This is a genomic window from Criblamydia sequanensis CRIB-18, assembly GCF_000750955.1.
GTDB classification, from domain to species: domain Bacteria; phylum Chlamydiota; class Chlamydiia; order Chlamydiales; family Criblamydiaceae; genus Criblamydia; species Criblamydia sequanensis.
The window spans coordinates 92,185-111,546 of record NZ_CCEJ010000010.1 but is presented as its reverse complement, the minus strand read 5'-3'; the positions used below and the strand labels follow the sequence as shown (position 1 = coordinate 111,546).

At 36.9% G+C, this 19,362-nt stretch carries 23 protein-coding genes; 11 read left to right on the top strand and 12 right to left on the bottom strand.

What is annotated here, in order from left to right:
• Positions 1-52 precede the first annotated feature (52 nt).
• From CSEC_RS10740 to CSEC_RS10725, 4 genes are all read right to left on the bottom strand, one after another.
• The gene (locus CSEC_RS10740; RefSeq protein WP_041018471.1) at positions 53-676 is read right to left on the bottom strand and encodes a hypothetical protein; all 624 of its coding nucleotides are present in this window, start codon (positions 674-676) and stop codon (positions 53-55) included.
• A gap of 83 nt (positions 677-759) precedes the next feature.
• On the bottom strand, positions 760-1,692 hold the full coding sequence (locus tag CSEC_RS10735) for a GNAT family N-acetyltransferase (RefSeq protein WP_041018470.1): 933 nt from the start codon (positions 1,690-1,692) through the stop codon (positions 760-762).
• A complete protein-coding gene (locus CSEC_RS10730) occupies positions 1,689-2,447 on the bottom strand; it encodes a class I SAM-dependent methyltransferase (RefSeq protein WP_041018469.1) in 759 nt (252 codons plus the stop codon). Before CSEC_RS10730 ends, CSEC_RS10735 begins: the two co-directional genes overlap by 4 nt.
• Positions 2,448-2,579: 132 nt before the next feature.
• Complete coding sequence (locus CSEC_RS10725) at positions 2,580-3,032, bottom strand: GyrI-like domain-containing protein (RefSeq protein ID WP_053332012.1); 453 nt, start codon at positions 3,030-3,032, stop codon at positions 2,580-2,582.
• 548 nt (positions 3,033-3,580) lie between these two features.
• On the opposite strand from CSEC_RS10725, the gene CSEC_RS10720 reads away from it, so the two are divergent.
• The 7 genes from CSEC_RS10720 (at position 3,581) to CSEC_RS10690 (ending at position 8,848) form a co-directional block, all read left to right on the top strand.
• Positions 3,581-3,976, top strand: coding sequence for a hypothetical protein (locus CSEC_RS10720; protein ID WP_041018468.1), 396 nt, complete (start codon positions 3,581-3,583; stop codon positions 3,974-3,976).
• On the top strand, positions 3,964-5,529 hold the full coding sequence (locus CSEC_RS10715; protein WP_041018467.1) for a hypothetical protein: 1,566 nt from the start codon (positions 3,964-3,966) through the stop codon (positions 5,527-5,529). The genes CSEC_RS10720 and CSEC_RS10715 overlap by 13 nt, the downstream gene beginning before the upstream one ends.
• Positions 5,530-5,544: 15 nt before the next feature.
• Complete coding sequence (locus tag CSEC_RS10710; RefSeq protein ID WP_041018466.1) at positions 5,545-6,063, top strand: hypothetical protein; 519 nt, start codon at positions 5,545-5,547, stop codon at positions 6,061-6,063.
• 30 nt (positions 6,064-6,093) lie between these two features.
• Positions 6,094-6,594, top strand: a complete 501-nt coding sequence (locus CSEC_RS10705; protein ID WP_041018465.1) for a hypothetical protein — start codon at positions 6,094-6,096, stop codon at positions 6,592-6,594.
• Between the two features lie 127 nt (positions 6,595-6,721).
• Complete coding sequence (locus CSEC_RS10700; RefSeq protein WP_041018464.1) at positions 6,722-7,252, top strand: hypothetical protein; 531 nt, start codon at positions 6,722-6,724, stop codon at positions 7,250-7,252.
• Between the two features lie 175 nt (positions 7,253-7,427).
• Positions 7,428-7,961 carry a hypothetical protein gene (locus tag CSEC_RS10695; protein WP_041018463.1) on the top strand — a complete coding sequence of 178 codons (534 nt, stop codon included), beginning with the start codon at positions 7,428-7,430 and terminating at the stop codon, positions 7,959-7,961.
• 479 nt (positions 7,962-8,440) lie between these two features.
• On the top strand, positions 8,441-8,848 hold the full coding sequence (locus CSEC_RS10690) for an ester cyclase (protein ID WP_041018493.1): 408 nt from the start codon (positions 8,441-8,443) through the stop codon (positions 8,846-8,848).
• Here CSEC_RS10690 and CSEC_RS10685 read toward each other — a convergent pair.
• The gene (locus tag CSEC_RS10685) at positions 8,845-9,291 is read right to left on the bottom strand and encodes a hypothetical protein (protein ID WP_041018462.1); all 447 of its coding nucleotides are present in this window, start codon (positions 9,289-9,291) and stop codon (positions 8,845-8,847) included. The two genes, CSEC_RS10690 and CSEC_RS10685, sit on opposite strands and share 4 nt — an antisense overlap.
• A gap of 71 nt (positions 9,292-9,362) precedes the next feature.
• On the opposite strand from CSEC_RS10685, the gene CSEC_RS10680 reads away from it, so the two are divergent.
• Complete coding sequence (locus CSEC_RS10680; RefSeq protein ID WP_041018461.1) at positions 9,363-10,115, top strand: YqjF family protein; 753 nt, start codon at positions 9,363-9,365, stop codon at positions 10,113-10,115.
• A gap of 171 nt (positions 10,116-10,286) precedes the next feature.
• Positions 10,287-11,951 carry a DUF2339 domain-containing protein gene (locus tag CSEC_RS10675; protein ID WP_419761216.1) on the top strand — a complete coding sequence of 555 codons (1,665 nt, stop codon included), beginning with the start codon at positions 10,287-10,289 and terminating at the stop codon, positions 11,949-11,951.
• A 51-nt stretch (positions 11,952-12,002) separates the two neighbouring features.
• Here the strand turns inward: CSEC_RS10675 and CSEC_RS10670 are convergent, their stop codons facing one another.
• On the bottom strand, positions 12,003-13,826 hold the full coding sequence (locus CSEC_RS10670) for an amidohydrolase (RefSeq protein ID WP_041018459.1): 1,824 nt from the start codon (positions 13,824-13,826) through the stop codon (positions 12,003-12,005).
• Positions 13,827-13,958: 132 nt separating this feature from the next.
• Here CSEC_RS10670 and CSEC_RS10665 point away from each other — a divergent pair, with 132 nt between their 5' ends.
• Positions 13,959-14,666 (top strand): M17 family peptidase N-terminal domain-containing protein, encoded by a 708-nt coding sequence (locus CSEC_RS10665; RefSeq protein ID WP_041018492.1) that lies wholly within the window; start codon positions 13,959-13,961, stop codon positions 14,664-14,666.
• A gap of 6 nt (positions 14,667-14,672) precedes the next feature.
• Here the strand turns inward: CSEC_RS10665 and CSEC_RS10660 are convergent, their stop codons facing one another.
• Both CSEC_RS10660 and CSEC_RS10655 read right to left on the bottom strand, forming a co-directional pair.
• The gene (locus tag CSEC_RS10660) at positions 14,673-15,404 is read right to left on the bottom strand and encodes an SDR family NAD(P)-dependent oxidoreductase (RefSeq protein ID WP_041018458.1); all 732 of its coding nucleotides are present in this window, start codon (positions 15,402-15,404) and stop codon (positions 14,673-14,675) included.
• A 70-nt stretch (positions 15,405-15,474) separates the two neighbouring features.
• Entirely contained in the window at positions 15,475-16,245 is a 771-nt protein-coding gene (locus CSEC_RS10655; RefSeq protein WP_041018457.1) for an ankyrin repeat domain-containing protein, read from the bottom strand.
• 141 nt (positions 16,246-16,386) lie between these two features.
• On the opposite strand from CSEC_RS10655, the gene CSEC_RS10650 reads away from it, so the two are divergent.
• A complete protein-coding gene (locus tag CSEC_RS10650; RefSeq protein ID WP_041018456.1) occupies positions 16,387-17,772 on the top strand; it encodes a flavin monoamine oxidase family protein in 1,386 nt (461 codons plus the stop codon).
• Between the two features lie 3 nt (positions 17,773-17,775).
• Here the strand turns inward: CSEC_RS10650 and CSEC_RS10645 are convergent, their stop codons facing one another.
• Genes CSEC_RS10645 through CSEC_RS13180 form a run of 4 tightly spaced genes read right to left on the bottom strand, consistent with a single transcriptional unit; the run spans position 17,776 to position 19,332 of the window.
• Positions 17,776-18,039, bottom strand: a complete 264-nt coding sequence (locus CSEC_RS10645; protein ID WP_041018455.1) for a YkoF family thiamine/hydroxymethylpyrimidine-binding protein — start codon at positions 18,037-18,039, stop codon at positions 17,776-17,778.
• 17 nt (positions 18,040-18,056) lie between these two features.
• A complete protein-coding gene (locus tag CSEC_RS10640) occupies positions 18,057-18,827 on the bottom strand; it encodes a penicillin-binding transpeptidase domain-containing protein (protein WP_079978049.1) in 771 nt (256 codons plus the stop codon).
• A gap of 47 nt (positions 18,828-18,874) precedes the next feature.
• Positions 18,875-19,159 carry a helix-hairpin-helix domain-containing protein gene (locus tag CSEC_RS10635; RefSeq protein WP_041018454.1) on the bottom strand — a complete coding sequence of 95 codons (285 nt, stop codon included), beginning with the start codon at positions 19,157-19,159 and terminating at the stop codon, positions 18,875-18,877.
• Positions 19,160-19,167: 8 nt separating this feature from the next.
• Positions 19,168-19,332: a hypothetical protein gene (locus CSEC_RS13180; RefSeq protein WP_154017691.1), complete on the bottom strand. Its 165-nt coding sequence runs from the start codon at positions 19,330-19,332 to the stop codon at positions 19,168-19,170.
• Positions 19,333-19,362 lie beyond the last annotated feature (30 nt).

Here is a 19,362-nt window from a genome sequence, read left to right as displayed (position 1 = left end):
AACCTCTTTTACTAGAAGTAAAGGAGGCTTTTATTCTAAAAGAAGCTAATGTTTAGAAAAGCAAGTCGCGTTTTTGTGTCTCTAGACGTACCTTTCGGCCGTTCCAATTGTACTCAGGACCAAAAAGGAAATCAGGCGCCTGAGATTTCGGAGGCTCCATTGAATCAACTCTTGCAATTTCCTTCTCAAGAATTCCGATTTCAGACTTGATAAGGGCTCTATTATCGGATTCTTTCTTTGCAACGTAAGTTAAATTTGCGTTATAGCCCTCTAGGCTTTTTACATGTACATCGATTTGCATTTTAAGACTGGCTTTCTTTGCACGCCCGGATTTTCCTTTGCCGCAGCTAGCAACGTTTTGGCTAAGCCTTTGTAAGTGCTTTTCGCATTTAGCAACTTTTGCTTTTGCAGCTCTAACGATTTGAAAAGAGTTCTCTAAGCTATAAACATTTAATTGAATTTTTCCATTAAGGTTTTGTATTACGCCCTTTCTTTCCTCATTCCAGAAAAAAGGCTGCGCAAGCTCGAAAAGCTTTTTAGCGCCGCATTGTAGTTGCGGAGAGGGAGGCTTAATAATTTGGAACAATCCTTGCAAATGAGCGGGCTGAATGCTTTCAGAGGAAGGTTCTGTAAAAGGCCCGAAACCTAAAGTAGAGGCGCTAAAAGGAATAATCATTTTTTATCTCCAAAAAAAATTAGTTTGAAGTAGTTTAGGTGACAATTAACTAATATACAAGTGAAAGCTAAAATAGGATTGGTTTATTCAGGTTTTGAGAGAATTTTTCCGAGACTTAAATCTATATTTTCGTAAGCCTCAGGGTCAACAAAAGACATGGGTTCATAACCTGCTTTTGAGAAGAAGGGCAAGGCAAGGGGACTTGCAAAAAGATGTAAAGTGTTAAAATGTTGCATGGCAAGCCACTTCTCGCATTGTTTTAAAAAAAAGGAGCCATGTCCACGATTTTGGAATCTCTCAGCTATGGTTAGCAAGCGAAGAATAGCTTTATTATCACTTAACAGATGAAGGTGGGCGTAGCCAATAATCTCTAGGTCTTTATAAAATATAAAGTGAATGTGGTCCCGGTGGATAAAGGTCCATAAAAAAGGATCCGGGTCCGATTTATAAAAAGAGCTTCGAAAAGCATTTAAAGAGGCCCATTCCCTGTGGGTTAGGGCTTTGACTATTTTCCATCCGCTATAGCCTGTCTTCTTATCAATTTCTAACACAAAATCATCTTTGCCTAAGCAATATTTTAGAAGATCATTCGGGTATTTTTGGGCTAAGCTTATTTTAAGCTCTTCATAGGCTTTTCGATCGTTCTCATTCTCCCGCATCCAATCCCGAAATTTAAGATGACGATCAATCTCGGGATGTCCCTTTTCATACACATGGATGTTATAGCTTGCCTTAAGGCCTTTTTTTTGAAAGAATCTACGAAAAGCAATGCCATGCTCACCCATAACTTTGTAACCAAGCCTTTCCATTTCAGAGGCCTTTAAATCTACCTCCAAGAGGCTATCCACAACCGGGATCATATCAAGAATCGGTTTTGCAGCTAAGTTTGGAATGGCAGTTGAACCGATATGATGAATCTCTAAGCAATTTAAGGCCTTCTTTAGATGAAGAGCTTCCATTTCAAAAAGGGAAGGCCATTCATGATTTGCCTTAATTACTTCTACAAAGTTTGTCATAGTTTTATAGCTTCAATCTCAATTCTTCCAAAGCGAGCTTCAATAATCCCGTCATGAAAGGCTTCAGGAAGCAATCGAAAGTATTCATCTATCCATTCATTGTAAAAATCTAGAGCGCATTCTTTAGGAACTAAAGCCGGGAAAGTTCCCATAAAAAAACTAAGAAGCTCTTGTCGATCGACAAAAGGGTCTATCGTTTCGATATTTTCTATTCTTATGGGAGTAAAACCTGTTGTTAAAATGTACTTTTTAGCTTCTTCTATGGAGAAAAATTTACGGGGTTTATGATCTTTAAAATAAGGAGACCATCTTGAGTCTTTTTCTACATTGATAATGGCTTTTTTAAGATAAGCGTTATTAAAAGCCGGGATCATCACAAGAAGCTTGCCTTCAGGTTTTAAAAGGGAGGCTAAATTTTTAAAAGCTGACAGTTGATCGGTGCAGTGCTGTAAAGCCGCCGTGGAATAAATAAGATCGAAAGAAGAACCTAAGCTCGGGGATAAAAAGCCCCCCAGTTGAAATTTAAGATTCGGGTACTCTTGAGATGAGAATTGTTTTTTTCCCCATTCGATCATTGCCAAAGAGGGGTCGATACCGAGAACTTCACCCTCTTTTACAAATCGGGAAACATCGGCTGTGATCTTACCATCCCCGCAACCGATGTCTAGAATTTTTTCATTGCCTGAGAGCTTTTGGAGATGAGGCGCAAGGAAAGCTATGGCCCAGCGCCTTTGCATTTCTGAATTATGGAACATAAGCTCTCACTAAATCCAAATCCAATAAGATTCGTCAGCAAATAGTGAAAATTGAGAGATTAAGATAAGAGATAAAATAATCTTTTTAAAGTTCATATTTGCTGCTCTCAAGTGAAAAATAATTTTTATATTTTATTGGACAGCGATGAAAAGATCAACCTCATTTGGAGCTTTTTCACCATAAACTTCAAAATCACCCGTATAGGTTCTTGGAAGCTTGGTTTGCCATATTTGATTCCAAGTAGAAATCAAACTTTCAGGAAACTCGCCAATAGCTGAAAAATGAGCGTATTTGGAAGCCGGAATAATTTTAGAAACCAATTTTTTTGATAGCTTTTCAACGGAGGTGACAGGGCATCCAATAATGACTGTGTATTCGCCGGTAGCATCCGTTTCATAATCGCAGTATAAAGCAATAATTTCTGTGGATGACTTATTTGGGATTTTGCTGACGATATTATCTTGATAAAACTTTTGCCAGAGAAGAGGTATATCTTTTGGTCCGGCTTCCGGATTATTTGAAGTTCGGCATTCGATGCCGACGAGGATCATTTCCGGTTTTTCAATCAAAGTATAATTTGTCATAGGTCAGCCTTATTATAAAATAAATTGCAAAAAAATCTTCTTTTTTGAAAAGAAGTACTGAGAACTATAGCAGACTCCCTATAATTCTTTCACCTCTCTTTTTAGCATGTAAATTTTATGTTTTTTAGATTGAAAGGATGAGGGAAAATCCTTGAGAAATTATCCCGGAGTGGTTTTAAAATCCCGCATCGCCCCTGCAGCTTACTTTTCAAGCTAGAACTTCAAGAAAAACGACCAAAAAAAATGATACCTTGTCCCGGTAAGAAAAAGAAATCAATAATTAATTTTAAATTCAATGGTTGAGCTTATTTGCCGTGAGAGATCGGAAGCTTATCAATTTAGGAGGGCTTCCTAATATGGGGAATTTGATCAGGGTGAAGATCTAAGAAACACTCAATCTTTTAATGGCGCTAGAAAATTCTAGTTTTAAAAAAATCAATATATTTAATTCTAAAAAAATAATATTTTAATGTGATAAATATTAAATTTTCTTTAATGTAGTTCCCTTTTGAGATTTTCATTTTATTAACTCTTAAAGGGGACTCACTATGACGACTGCCGCTGATGGAAAACCTTCCTATTTCTTTTTTGAAACTAACGCCTTTGATGATAATTTTGATCAAATAGCAAAGAACACTGACAAAGCGATGGAGGAAGTTGGAAAAAAAGTAAAAAATTGCTTCAGCAACAATTCTAATTCTCTTGGCTCTTCAGTTGATGTCTCCTTATATCCCTCTAAACAAACTTCCAAAGGCTCTTTTTGGTCTTCAAAAAGCACCTGCCAATCGATGATTAGCACAACTGAAGAATGCTCCAAAACACTTAAGCAAGCTGCGCGTGTTGGGCTTCCTGAAATGAGAGCTGTGCATGTTCACAATGCAGCCGGAGCGCTTCAAAGGATAACCTACCAGCCGACAGGAAATGTTGTTAAATGGAAGGATTAATTTTAAACCCATTGCTTGGAAGCGTTCCTTTTCCGGAACAGGAAATTTGTCTTCATAGATGGAAAGTCAATGAAATTGAAGTTAAATTGGTAAGAAAGGCAGATCAACTTTTTCATGAAATTGTGCCTTCGGAAGGGCCCTCTATCAGAGGAGAGCTTCCTTTCCCTAAACAATTACCCATAGACAAAGTAATTGAGATTGTCTCTCGTCAAGAAGTGTACTTTCTTGATCATGAAACGATAGGATTTTGCGAGCCGGTAGCGAGAGTGGATTTGGGGTCTTTTACCTTAACTCTTCTAAAAGACAAAAAAGGGCCTATTTGGCAAGTGTTCGATAAGAACACAAAAACCACTTGCTGGCAAAATTTTTCAGCCACTTTTGTTTCCTCAGATTGCCACAAGGAGACTTGGGACTTATTTGAAACCTTGAAAGAAACTACTACTAATCAAACCTTAGAAAGTTTCTCAGAAGATTTTTTAATAAAGAAGATAATTAGGGTTTCCGGGCCTTTGGGAGCCGAGCAAGAATCTCAGGAAATAGAACCCTCAGAATATGATCTCAATAAAAGAATTGAGAAAGTCGATGAGGATGCAAAAAAAAGAAATAAGCTTTCGACAAAGCAAAGCCCTGGGCATGTCGATGTTTATGAGGCTCGAATAAAAGCCATTACAAGAAAATTATTAAAATACCAAAACCCCATAACAACAGAAGAGCTCGTTGTTTATTCCGTAAAGGAGGGAAATAAAACCATTCCCAAACAGGTCCTTCGGTGGAAGGAGACAAAGGGTCTTTTTGCTGTGTATGCTGTAAATAATTGTTTTGAGGGCAAAGTTTCAGAAGAAGATTTAAAAAATCCCGGATTTACATACCAATCTTATAAATGTGTTGCCCAAAGAAAAAAACGATATGAGTTTATAGATCAAGAGGGCGGCAGATCCGAAAAAAAATTATTGGCGAATAGCGATCATCTTTCAAGTAAAGTAGAAGAAATTGTTAAAAAAATTTCTCCTTTTTTTATCTTGGTTGAGCCTATGACGTATCCAAGTTATTTTGACCCCTCTGTCCGAGTGAGTAAATTTCGCTGGGCAGTCACTTTAATTTGCTATCAAGGTTTTTCAGGTCAGCACACAGAGCTTGTTACGGAAGGCATAAGCGATGGCAGCTTAAGAAAGACAAAAAAAGGGCAACCGTTTGTCTACATCTCCCATCTGATTAGTGAAAATAATATAAAATCTCACCCCTTAGTTCATCCTCAAGATTTAAAATACGATGAGCGAACAGAAATTTGGGTTAAGCCGGCAAATCTTGTCCAAAAAATGCTTGCTGACATAGCAAAAGAGAGAGACGCTAAGAACACTAAATTTTCTATCTTTGGTTCGGATTCATTTTTTAGCGATGGTGCAGATAATTGCTGTACATGGGCAAGGAAAAAGTTAAAGATTATCGGGGTGGAGTTGAAGTGGACCTTTGGAGGGTTAATTGCAACAGAAACGAAATCGTTTACGAGAAAACCGGCCTACTACATAGCTAACCCGGTCCATATAAAGATATAAGAACTTAAGGAACCTATGACTGTTGAATTAAAAACTGCTTTTGCAAACGTTTCTTCTTTTGAAGAATGGTTTACTCTTCTTAAAGAAGTAAAAGAAGAGGTTTCTTTTTTTGGAACTCAATATCTCTACGTCGTAGGCTATAAGGGAACCATGGATATCCATGCGGCTTCCCGGATCAGCGCTTCTCTTATAAATAAAAATTTTGAATTTACAATGAAGGAGAGATTAGTTGGAAAAACTGTAGTGCATCTTACGGATGAACTTTATAAGGATAATGACAAGCGAATGAGGAGTAAAAATTTTATTACAAAAATCATTTGCTTTATCCGAAGTATTTTTACACTTCTTGGTATGATGATCAGAAATGACAAAGGGGAACGTTTTAAGTGGGAAATGGACTCGAATAAAAATTTCCATCTTTACTACACAAAAACTCAATATACAAAATTGTGGGGTAAATTACCTGATCTCGAACCCATAAAGACAGATCCGGATCGGTGGTATTCAAATGAATATTACAGCCAGGGCTTTTGAGAAATTGCGGCTTAAAATATAGGAACTTCTATGACTGTTGAAATAAAAACTGCTTTTGCAAATGTTTCTTCTTTTGAAGAGTGGTCAACCCTTCTTAAAAAGGTAAAAGAAGAAGTTTCATTTTTTGGAACGCAATATCTCTATGCGGAAGGCTATACTGGGACAGTGGATATTGATGCCGCTTGCCGGGTCAGCCGTTCTCTTATAAATAAAAGTTTTGAGTTTTCAAAGAAAGAGCGATTAGCGGGCAGGGAAGTCGTGAAGCTTACGGATAAAATCTATGCGGACCATGACAAGCGAATGACTAATAAAAATTTTATTACTAAAATCATTTGCTTTATCCGAAGTTTCTTTACAACCCTTGGATTGATTATCAGCAACAACAAAGGAGAACGTTTTATTTGGGAAATGGGTTCTGAAAGAAGATTTTATTATTACTACACAGGAAATCAATATCAAGAATCCTTTGGAAAATTACCTCTTCCTGAACCTTCAAGAAAAAACCCGGATCGTTGGTATTCGCGCGAATAATAGACCCGATTTATCGGTTTTATAAAATAAACTAGAGTTTTATTGATGATTTAGTTTAATATCTATAGTTTATTAAAACTTAATAATATTTAAGCCTTTAAAAAGTAAATTCAGTTGGAGTTAAAAAATGAGTTCAATTACCGTAAATACGTTAGACGATGCAGGCCCCTGTGAACTACCTCTAGGTTTAGACCAGGCACGTGCCCTAAGAACAAACCTGATTTCATCAAGCAGAGTGTCCTTACTTCCGGCTACATTAACACCTGTTAGAACTAATAATCTTTCTAATTTCAGTAAGGATTTTTTCTTACCAACTACTCTAAATCATGCTGTTAACACACAAGGCACTTTCAAAAAAGTAATGGCTGTTGCGGGTGCAATTTTATTGGATTTGCTAACGCTTCCTATTCGTTTGGTAACGAGTGCTCCAAGAGCATTATGTAACGCGGTATTTCAAAACCCATTACGCAAAATCTTAATCGAAGAAAGATTCAGCAAAGATTATACAGATCAAGATACAATTAAAATTGAATTTAAGTATCAGTATCAAGATGAATTTAAGCAAACTACATTATATGTACTCAAACAAAATTTAAATTTAGTTCAAACTCCTAATTACGTTGAAGCTGCTCGTTATGAAGAGTGGACATACCCATAATCGCTTTAAGAAAATAGATTAAATAAACCTAACCTATAAAAGTTTACTTTTATAGGTTTTTTTATTGCCTATTTTATAATTTAGTTTTCTTACGCTAAAATCCTTTTAATTATATTTTTTATTGGCTATATTGTTTGTTTTTAATTAATAAAATTAATAATTATTAGGAGTTAAAATGACATATACAGTCAATTATTCTTTCGAAGGCGTGGCGCAAAAATTTGATGTTACAAAAGAAGACGCTGAAATTTTAAAATCAAAATTCGTATCCTCCAGCAAAGTTTCTCTTCTGCCGGCAGCTTTAATACCTGTAAGAACCAATAATCTTTCCAATTTCAATAAAGATTTATTCTTGCCTACGACGCTTAATCATGGGGTAAAAGCGAATGGATCTTTTAAAAAGGTGATAGCTGTTGCAGGAGCAATTTTATTAGACTTGCTAACTCTTCCAATCCGCTTAATAACAAGTGTTCCTCGCGCTCTTTTTAATGCGCATAATCAAAATCCCCTCCGTACTCATTTAATAAAGACAAAGTGTGCAGAGGCTCTTTTCCAGGCCGATACCATTAATGTGGTTTTCACCGAATTGAGATACCTTCGTCATTCCGGTAAAACTCTCGAAGAGAAAATAATCCAAAATATCAATCTCATTGAAATTCCATCGAATGACGTGGATAATGAACCAAAAAAAGTTCCAAGACTTTTTTAACTAAAACAATAGGAAAAACCGTAAACCTTGATAAAAAAAGTTTACGGTTTTTTTTTATAAACCTTATTGTGAGAAAAATAAATAATTTTTATTTTTGAGCAAATACCGATTGGTCAATTAAATTTGCTTTAAAAGGCCGCTCTATTTGCAATCGATTTTCAGCTTGTCTTAACCTTGTTAAACAAGCCATAAGCCCATTTCTAAAGACCTTTTCTTTCCCATACTTTTTAATGAAGCCATTTAAGTTAAAGAAACAGTGCGGAAATTCTTTCTTATTTAAGTACGTTTACAGGATCAAAGGACCAATATACATGCCTTTTGTACTCGTTGTTTCTTAGCAAAAAAAGCAAACACCCTTTTATTTAGTTCCCGATTATTTAATCGATTAGGGCGTTTCTTAAAAGTTGATGGATTTAAAGGTCTTGATTAGAATAAGGAAGGCGATTCTTATTCTAATTTTTTTTGAAGGAAATCATAGCATGAACTGCAATCCAAATGACATTAAAGCTATCGCTAAATCTTATGCTTGCCGTATTTGGGATAAAAAAGATTTAACAGCAGTGGAAGAGTTTTTGGAGCCAAATATTGTCATTCATACCCTCCTTGGCGATTTTTTGGGTCAAAAGCCCATGAAAGATGTCATTCAGGCCTGGTTAAAAGCGTTTCCTGATTTAAAAGTGAATAATAATGATATTATTGCGGAAGGGGATCTTGTTATGATCCATTGGAGTGCCAAAGGCACTCACCTCGGTGAATTTAAAGGGATTCAAGCGACCCATAAACCTATTTCCTATGCGGGTGTTACCCTTTACCGCATCCGGGATGGCAAAATTTTTGATTATGCTGCTTATCTTGATATGAACCACTTGTTAAAACAGATCAGTTAAGGGTCTATTCTGATTGCGAAAGTATTCTCAAAAGGGTCATGTTCAAGGGTCGTGCCGGCATTTTGCGGAAAAAATTTATCTATCGGGGTTTCATTCAAGGAAGGCAATTTCAGAATGACTTTTTTAAGAAGTCCTTGCGGTGATTTAAGAGTTGTTAAAAAAATTTCTCTATGGTTCTTGTTTATTTTTGAAATAATAGCTTGCTTTAGAGCTTCACGAAACTCCATTACGTTTTCATGGGAAGGAAACTTTTCCGGAAAACCCTTAAATACTAACGTGTTATCCCGTGGATTATGCTTATTCAAAGTCAGGAATTCTGCATAAATTGAAGAAATACGCTCTGCTATCATTTGGATAGTTTGCGCTCTTTCTTCGCTTGCAAAAGTTATGCTTTCTTTATAGTGTGTGAAAGTAGTTGGAAGCTTTGATTCTATACAGTCCATAGCTAAATGTTTTTTCAAATTAATAAGATTTAAGAAGCAATCGTTATTTTTTACTTAAAAGCGGTTTTAAAATGCAATCTGAAAAGGATATCTCTATTGAAGATCGGTTAAAAGCAAAAAAGCTTGGACCATTTCCATGCATGTACCAAGATTGGCGTCATCTCTTATTTTTAAATTGGGCTTATGACCCTAAAGAGATTCAAAAAACATTGCCGAAAGGCTTATTTGTGGATGTTCATGAAGGGAAAGCTTTTTTAAGTGTTGTGGTCTTTTTCATTGAGAACTTAAGAGCGCCTTTTTTGCCTAAAGTCCCCGGGTTATCTCACTTCATAGAGATTAATTTAAGAACCTATGTCTATGATGAAAGGGGCGTTCCAGGAGTTTGGTTTTATTCTTTGGATATCGATAGCAAGCTTGCTGCCTTTGGAGGTCGAACTTTCTTTCATTTACCCTATCATCAAGCGGATCTAAAAAGTGAATTTAAAAATGGAATAATTCATATCACAGGACAAAGAAAATCAAACCCTTCAACCTTTTTTAATTTCAGCTATAAAGAAAATAATGAAAAAAACAGGCTTGCAAAGCCGGGGACGCAAGATTTCTTTTTGGTTGAGAGATACATTCTTTATACAACAGTAAAAAACCAATTGAAAAGAGGACAAGTGCATCATGAAAGCTATCCTTTAGCTCAAACTGATTTTTTTACTGCCAATACAAATCTTTTTGAGAGCAATCATTTTTTTAAACCGCAAGGCCCCCCTGATTCAATCCAATATTCTCCAGGAGTTGATGTAAGCATTTTTCCATTGAAAAATAACAAATAGCAATCTTTCCCGTTTTAATTATGTAAAACACTTCTAGTCATAATCTTAAAATTAACCTATAGTCATTTGAAATTTTAAAAAACAAGTGATGATATGGAAAATTTAGAAGATCGGTTCATTGAGCTGGAAGAAAGAGTGTCACTTCTAGAAGAAAAGCATTTCTTTAGAAAGATGAAAGGAGAGCCTGCAACTTCTCCATCTGTTACTCAAGCTAAAAAAATTCAAGACGAGCCGGCCTCTGAACCGGTACCTTATGATCAAGATGAGACGTCAACAAGCCCTAAGACGCCTCTAATCTTTCTTTGGTTAAAGGACAATTGGTTAACTGCTATTGGGATTTTCTTTGTTCTTACCGCCACGAGCTGGTTTATTGGATATGCCGTCGTTAATGATTGGATAGATGAAAAAACTCGCGTCTTAATAGGCATGGCATCAGGGATTGGCATCTACATGTGGGGTTTTTTTCATTTAAGAAAAGATCTAAAACAGGGGCAGATTTTAGTTGTTTTGGGCAAAGCGATCTTTATGCTGGCCCTATATGGAGGATATCATTGGTATGCTCTTTTTAACCCGCTTCTTATTTTTTCATTGATGGCATTTTCTTCTTCTGCTACGGCATTTTTAGCCTTGCAAAAAAATTTAGAGGGGCTTGGATTCGCTTCTATTTTTTCATCGATGATTCTTCCAATATTAATTTTCGGTTCAAAGTCTGATGCTTCTTTTATAATGAATTATGTGCTTCTTATGGATGGCGCAGCCTTAGGAATGCTTCTTATTAAAGGATGGGCTAGAACTTTTACTTTCGCATGGGTGTCAACAATAGCCTATTCTTTTGTCTTACAAACAATTTATCTTTATAATGAAAAGCTTGTTTATTTATTTATCGCTTTATTTTATTTAGTATTCTTTTTGCCTGTAGCTCTTTCAGCTTGCAATGTAATTAAAAGGGAAATTAATAAAAAAATTTCCTTTTTTATTCTAATGACAACAAATCTTTTTTTGTTTTCTTCGGTCCAGTTTTTTTGTAAGGAATACTGGGATACTTTTTTTTATTCAGGAGCTTCTTTTCTTTCTTTAGTCGGCAGCTATTTACTTGTTTCCAATTGGGATAAAAGTACGGCAGATCTTAAATTTAAAAGGGCAATTTCATTTATATTCTCTTTTACAGCCCTTTTCTTTGCCCTTTTGGTAATTAACTCTCTTAATTTATCTTTAGAAATCAAAGCCATCGCTTGTTTTGCCTTAGGATTAATTTCTATGGGAGTTTCTTACATTCTTCTAAAATCGGAAGATGGTCCGTTACAACTTTCACTATTTCTCCTTATTCCTCTATATTTCCTATTAGAAGATCTGGCAAATATTCTATCCGCTCCTATTTATAGTATAGACTTTGCCCTACTTTTAACAGGGTGTTTATCCTTTCCAAGCGCTGCTTGGATTGTGTCTAAGCTTAAGGTTAGGGAAGATTTTTTAGAATACCAAGCTGGGGTTTTAAGAGCTTTTGCAATATTCACATTACTCTTAACGATGGTTCTCATTTGGAATGTTTGCTACAACATAACTTCTAATGAAAGCATTGGCCGGGGGCTTGCTCTTATTCTCTACACTTGCTTGGCTGAAGGGTTTATTTATATTGGAAGCTTAAAAAAAATAAAAGAGCTTCGGGTAAGCGCTTTTGCCATCATTATTTTTGTTATTTGCCGTCTTTACTTTAAAGAAATTGAGGCGATGCCGGTTCTAACAAGGATTGTCACTTTCGTGATAACCGGGTTTTTATTAATCGCTACTGCTTGGTTAGACAAAAAGTCTGCAAAAGCAACTTTAGCTAAAACTTAAGAACCCATAAAACAGGGCTCTCTTACGAGCTCTGTAAAATGTAAAATTTTTTTAGTAGGCAAAGCAATCGCAGCCGAAAGACCAAGGGTTTAAAGAATGAGATTTACTATCGGGTATTCCTAACAAAGAATCTAAAGAAGCTTTTTTAAGCTTTTGGCAAGAGCAACCGTTATGTTTAGTCGGATTGAAATACCCTCCATACTTTGAAACAGGGGACCAATCAGGACTAACGGGCAAATTCCTTGAAATTTCATCAAGGTAGGAATAATCGCCTTCTCCATAAACGACATTTCCATTTAATACAGTAAGGAGCGATGTAATGTTTTTTATATCCTCTTCGTCTATGTGAAAATAATCATGGGACAGGACGGCAAGGTCAGCATATTTCCCCATAGAAAGAGAACCTTTATTATTTTCTTCGCGAGAAAATTGTGCGCTGCCAAGGGTATATAAGCGTAGAGCTTCTAACCTATCGAGCTTATTATCTTCATCATAGAGAGAAGTCCCACCGACTGTTTTTCCTGAAACCAACCAATAGAGTGAAACCCAAGGGTTATAACTTGCCACGCGTGTCGCATCGGTACCCGCCCCCACAGGAATGCCAAGTTCTAACATTTTTTTTATAGGGGGACTTTTTTTGGCGGCGTCTTTGCCATAGCGATGAATAAAATATTCACCTTGAAATGCCATTCTATGTTGGATAGCTATCCCGCCGTTTAAAGCTTTGATCCGCTCTAAATTTGGGATAGTAATGGTTTCGGCATGATCAAAAAACCAGTTTAAGCCTTGAAAGGGAATTTCTTTATTCACTTCTTCAAAAACTGTTAAGGCTCTTTCGATCGTCTCATTGTAGGTAGAATGCAAACGGAAGGGCCACTTATTTTGAATAAGGAAAGAAACAACTTTTTTAAGGTCTTCTTGCATGTTTGATGCCATATCGGGCCGCTCGAATAAAAAATCCTCAAAATCAGCCGCAGAAAATACAAGCATCTCTCCCGCGCCATTACATCGGTAAAAGCCGTCACCGCTATAAGGTTTTATAAGTTTTGAAAAGCGTTCAAAATCCGCTAGTTCCTTACCCGGGTTTTGAGTGAATAAATTGTAGGCTATTCTAAGAGTAAGCTTATTATTTTTATGAAGCTCTTCAATGACTAGGTAGTCCTCAGGATAGTTTTGAAAGCCGCCACCAGCATCGATGCAGCTTGTAAGCCCTAAACGATTAAGCTCGCGCATAAAGTGGCAAGTCGAATTTAACTGATCCTGGAACCCAAGTTTGGGTCCCTTAGCAAGAGTAGAGTAGAGAATTAGCGCATTTGGCTCCGCAATGAGGGCCCCAGTTGGATTTCCGTTTTTATCCCTTTCAATTCGGCCGCCTTTAGGATCAGGAGTCTCTTTGGTATAGCCGACAGCTCTTAAAGCTGCGGCATTAAGAAGTGCTCTATCGTAAAGATGCAAAATAAAAACAGGGGTATCGGGAGCTATTGCATTGAGCTCATCAAGAGTTGGCATTCTCTTTTCGGCAAATTGAAATTCAGAAAAGCCGCCGATTACTCTAACCCATTGAGGAGGAGGTGTTTTTAACACTTGCCCCTTTAACATTTTTAAGGCATAGCTAAGGGAAGGAACGCCATCCCAGCGTAACTCCATATTATAATTAAGCCCCCCTCGAATTAAGTGAATGTGAGAGTCATTAAGACCAGGAATGACACGCCTTCCTTTTAAATCAATGAGCTTTGTCGTTTTATTTCTAAGCTTTTTGACTTCATGATCGGCCCCAAGAGCCGCCACATTCCCGTTTTGTATTCCAATAGCGGATACTTCGGGCTTTTTCTTATCGAGTGTCGTTATTTTTCCATTAAATAGAATTGAATCCATTAAATGTACCTCTCTCTTCTTATTTCAAAATAAAAGACTTTTTAAGAGGTGTCAATCAATAAACTAGTTTGATTTAAAAAGTAAGTTATGTTAGTTGAAGATAATAATAAAATTGTTAATAGGTATATTTCAATGGCGATTTTGTTCAAGGTGTTTGTAATTGCTTTAATCTTTGTCGTCACAGGGATTGCTTATTATTCCGGGGAGAAAGAGCCGGCTCTTAATACTAAAGAAACGTTAGGTCAATTTGATGGAGTTGAGATTGAAGCTGTGGTACAAAGCCCGTCTCTCCAAAAAACCCCTCTTCAAATCATATGTTTATTTGAGTATGAGGAAGGCGATATTTTCAATTCACCACCGGCTTTACCAAAAGAGAAAAATGGTTTGGTTCATGTCGATCTGGCTCTAAATGGTTTAATCACAGATTTACGAAAATCAAATCAATTTGAAGGAAAATGGCTTGAAACGCTCCTCATCACTCCGCCAAAGAATACAATAGCTGCCGAAAAATTAATGCTTATAGGTCTCGGACCGAGGCGTGACTTCAAACCTGAAATCATGAGAATGGTGGGAGTCGTCGGGATGAGAGAGGCTTTGCGAATTAAGGTGGAGTCCTATTCTCATGCAAGCGATTTAAAAGATGCCGGGATAGATTCATCGACTGGTGAAGTGGCAGGCCTTGTCATAAAAGGCGCTCTTGAAGCTTACAAAACACAGAAAAATTTATTTAAACAGGATGCAAGTGAGACTTTAACTGTCATAAAAATTGCTCTTCTAACGGGCCAGGCTTTCTTTGAGGCTTCTAGAGAAGGAATCAAAAGTGCCTTGCTAGACTATTGAAAAACTTTAAACTTGAGCTGTTCCTCCGTCGACACAAAGATCAATTCCGGTAATAAAGCTTGAATCATCGGATGCCAAAAAAAGAGCGGCGTTTGCAATCTCTTCCGGTCTTCCCATTCTAGCCATTGGAATTAATGAGACAAAATAATCTTTTTCGTCCTGTCCAAGCGGTTCAAGGATAGGGGTATCAATGGTGCCAGGACTTAGGACATTGACTCGAATCCTTCGATCTTTAAGGTCAAGTGTCCAGGATCTTGCAAATGACCTAAGAGCTGCTTTACTTGCCGAGTAAACACTAAAGCCTTGAAAGCCTTTTCTTCCGGCTATTGAGCCATTTAAGATGATAGAGCCGCCATCATTGAAAAGAGGTAAAGCTTTATTCACAGTGAAAAGAGTGCCTCGAACATTAAGGTCGAAGATCGTATCAAAATGATCTTCTGTAATTTTATCAATCGATAAAAGTTCGCCTCTTCCGGCACTTGCAAAAAGGATATCAATTTTTCCTTTTTCTTCAGCAACAATCTTATATAAGTTATCGAGATCTTCAATTTTACTTGAGTCGCTTTGAACGCCTATGACATTTTTTCCGATGGCTTTTTTAGCAGCGTCAAGTTGATCCTTACGTCTGCCTGTTATAAAGACAAAAGCGCCTTCTTCAACAAAAAGCTTCGCGCTAGCTAGCGCCATACCTGAAGTGCCGCCTGTAATAACAGCGACTTTATTTTTTAATTTGTTCATTTTTTAAGCTCTAGTATAGGTTTCTTTCCGTTTAGAGCTAAGAATGATTTCTGATCAATCACAAAATTATTTAAGAAACTTGATCGCGGGCAGAAGAAAATTCTTGGGCTAATTGTATTAGATTCATAAGAAGAGCTAAAGGGGCGCCATGATAGCTATTTCTATAAATGAATTGAGTCAGAGATTCTGAGGGTGTCTGATTTAATTTATTTTTGAAATATTTATTTGCGCCTTTGCTAATAAGATGCAAGGCTAATTCACGATTTCCTGATTCAAGGGCATAGTGCAAGGGAGTATTTCCAAGAACGTCCGTTACATTAAGATCTATAGCCTCTGCATCTCCATTGAGAAGGCAAGCTTTATAAGTTAACCAATCCACAATCTCATTGGAGCAGCCATTAACAACAGCGTCATGTAATATGCTTTGGGTTTCATATTTTATATGAAGCAAAGCTGGATATATACAGATAAGCAGTTTTATCATAGGTAGGTCTTGACGCTCCAAAGCGATATTTAAAATGGTTTTGCCATTCGCTTCCATTTTGGTGGCAAGAGCTTTTATTTTAAAAACCAAAAGATCTAGGTCTTCCACACCATCAAATTCTTGGAGGTGCGGTGAGCCAGCTTTAAATGAAATATGATCTTCAATAGAAGAAAGAGCATTTGATTTTTGAGGAGTTCTCGGCAAATCCGTAATCAAAAGCTTCTCGTCAAATCGTTTCAATTCTTCTTCAGAAATAGATAGGGATTTGGCAGTAGATTCAACTCCTTGAGTTTCAATTTTATGTATAAGAATTTTAACGAGGGAATATTGAGAAGGATCAAACCGGCTGCAAAACATAAGTTCACCTTTATTGGATAATTTTTTTAGCGAAAATTTATCAAAGAGAGTAAAGTTTTTCCAGAAAAGATTCCTTGAACAAAGAAAAAAATTGGCTTTTAGATGAAGGTAATTTGGTGTTTATCACTCTTGGTTTTAATAATGAATAAGTCCTTCTGTTTAGAGGAAAAGAAAAGCCCTAAGGTTGTCGTAGTCGGCGCCGGGCTTGCCGGTTTGACAGCAGCTCACAGACTAAAGAATGGCGGAATGGAGGTTGAAATTTATGAGGCTAGAAACCGGGTGGGAGGAAGAATCTTTACAGTTCAACTAGAGGGAGCCATTGCAGAACTTGGCGCCATGAATATAACCGATGGCGGAGATGCGGTTCACCTTCATCGATTAATCCGGGAGTTTAAATTAGATTTAATAGAAAGTTCTGTTTTAATAGACCATTCCTATCTAGAAAATGATCAAATCATTCCTTTTAAAAAACTCCTTAAAGAAAAAAATATCGATCCCGAAGCCTTAAGAGATAAGATCGAGCTTTTGAAATCGACTCAAAATAATATGAAAGAAGTTTTGGATGGTTTATTTGAGACTTGCGATCCGATCTATCGAATCGTTGAAGCAAGGCTTGCAGCCTATGAAGGGGATAGCCCTGAAAAATTATCCACAATCTATTCAGAAACACTCTACCATATTATTTTAGGAGGGGTTTGTTCGGTTCATCAAGGTAGTATTGAAGAAGAAACCCGAGTCGACCTTTTAAGCATTAAAGGAGGCAATGGCTTATTAACAAATAAGTTAGCCGACGCACTCGGTGAAAACCTTTACCTCAACATGCCTTTAAAAAAGGTTTCAAAATCTAGAGAAAATTCGTATGAACTAACCTTTGGTAATGGTAGGGTGGTTGAAGCTGATTTATTAGTTCTTGCCATCCCTGCATCGACTTATGAAGATATTGATTTTGGCGATAACGTCTTGCCGGTTGAGAAACTTAAAAACATTAGAAGTATTGCGTATGGTCGAAATGCAAAAATTTTAGTCCCTTATTCTGATAAAGCACCGGATCAAACAGGTTTTATTCAAGACGGGCTAATTGCATTTTTTGATCGTGTCAGAAGCTGCATCACTTTATTTTATAGCGGCGACCAAAGCCAATTTTCGAAACATAATCTTCAAATGACTTATGATCACGCAAGGCCGATCATTGGTAAGCATTTTAAAGGGGATATTCCTCCTTTCAAAGCTTCTTATGCCTTAGATGAAGATTTTCAAAGCTATGGTCAATCTGTCGGCTATAGCTGGCCTAACGACCCCTACGTTAAAGGCACTTATTCCTACATATCTCCCGGCCAAGAAGATCTTCTGACTTCAATAGAAGAAGAAAAAGGCGAGCTTGTTAAAACTTTATTTTCCCCAATTGACAACCGACTCTATTTTGCAGGAGAACACACTTCTATTTTAATGGAAGTTCCGGGCACCATGGAATCTGCTGCTGAGTCAGGGGAACGCGTGGCCCGGATGATCTTAAAATTAAAAAAATAAGATCTACATTTTATATAGGTGATGGATATCTCGCGGAAACCCTAAAACTTTCATTACAAAGATATTTTTTCCCGATTCAAACGTGACTGCGCTTTCTTTTTTTAAAATGTCAAAGACAAAGTCGTGTTCGCCCACAATAAGCGTGCTTGTCGCATTCGTGATCACTTCAAGCTCTTTATAGCTTTTTAAACGGTCAATAAAACCTGTGATAGGTGGAAGATAGTCTTCGGTAAGCGGGTATAAGCTTATTTCAACGGTAATACGCATTTTTTTGATTCCATTTTTTATAAAACATTAGAGAGGGAAAGGAGTTCTTTAGCTCTTCCGATCCGGTTGGCTGTATTTACACTTTTCTCACGTATGTGATAGGCAAAAGGAAAAAAACGATCTTCCTTTTCAACCCAACCGACAAACCAGCCTACTTCTAGATTATTTTCAGGAGGTTCTTTATAAAGAGTTCCAAGCCCTGTTTTTCCAAAAAGTTTAGAGCCGTCCGGCAAGTCTTCAATAAATAATAAGGATTGGGTAATCTGCTGCGCTTTTACTGAAATCGGAAATGCTTCGCTTACTAATTTTTGTATAAAATAAGCCTGTTCTCGAGTTGAAATTTTTAATGAAGAGCTAAGCCAGGCTTTTTTTAAGCCTCCGGACATATCTTGATTTCCATATTCAAAAAGAGCCAGGTAGTGGTTGATTTTATCTAATCCAAGAAAATTGGCTAAGAGTTTAGAATACCAGACGCAGGATCTTTTTATCCAAGTTAAGGGTGTCTGTGAGGATTTCCAACATTCCAAGTAGTCATCATAGCCTTCTTCATACTCCCAAACAGGATTCTCTGAATCTAGTAAAATTTCGGCATCAAATCCCATGAGGCTAAGCGCAATTTTAAATGTAGAACAGGGAGTTATAGGCTCATCTACATTTTCGCCAAGAGATAGGATGCATTCTTTTGTAATCCCGTTTACAAGAATAAAGTTTTCTTCGGTGGAAAGAAGGGTGGGAGCGCTTAAGAATAATATAATCAGAAATCGCTTTAAAAATAGCTCATAAATCATTGAAAACCTTTTTAGTATTGATTTTAATAGGCCCTAATCTTTGAAAGCTATAAAAAATGATGGAACTGACCCTTTTTTTGCATCTCTTTACGCTTTCTTGTCCATTTCCACCACCCCCCCCCCGCCGGCTCGCCCCCTTTCGCTTCATGAATAATGGCTGCAAAGACATCCCAAACACAAGGGTCTTGCCGGCTTTTTGTAAGCTTCTCAAGTTTATGAAATAGATCGGTCGGGTCTTGCTTACTTAATTCTTCAACTGTATTAATCCTTAAAAGGTGTAAATCTTTTAATGTGGCTTTTCCTACATTTTTTAGATCGATGAGCTTTTTCATGCTTTTCCTTAAATAAGTTTTTTTTCTATGATTTCCAAGCCGGCCGCGGTAGTTCTTGCCTCTAGGTTAAAGAAGGAAACAACCCAGAAATCCCCTTCAGTTAAAAAAGAGTCTGGGCTCTTTTCAATTAAATAACGCCCTAAATAGGCCCTATCGTTTGTTTTTGTGTTCATAAAAAGCCATTCTCTCTATAAAAGCAGTTG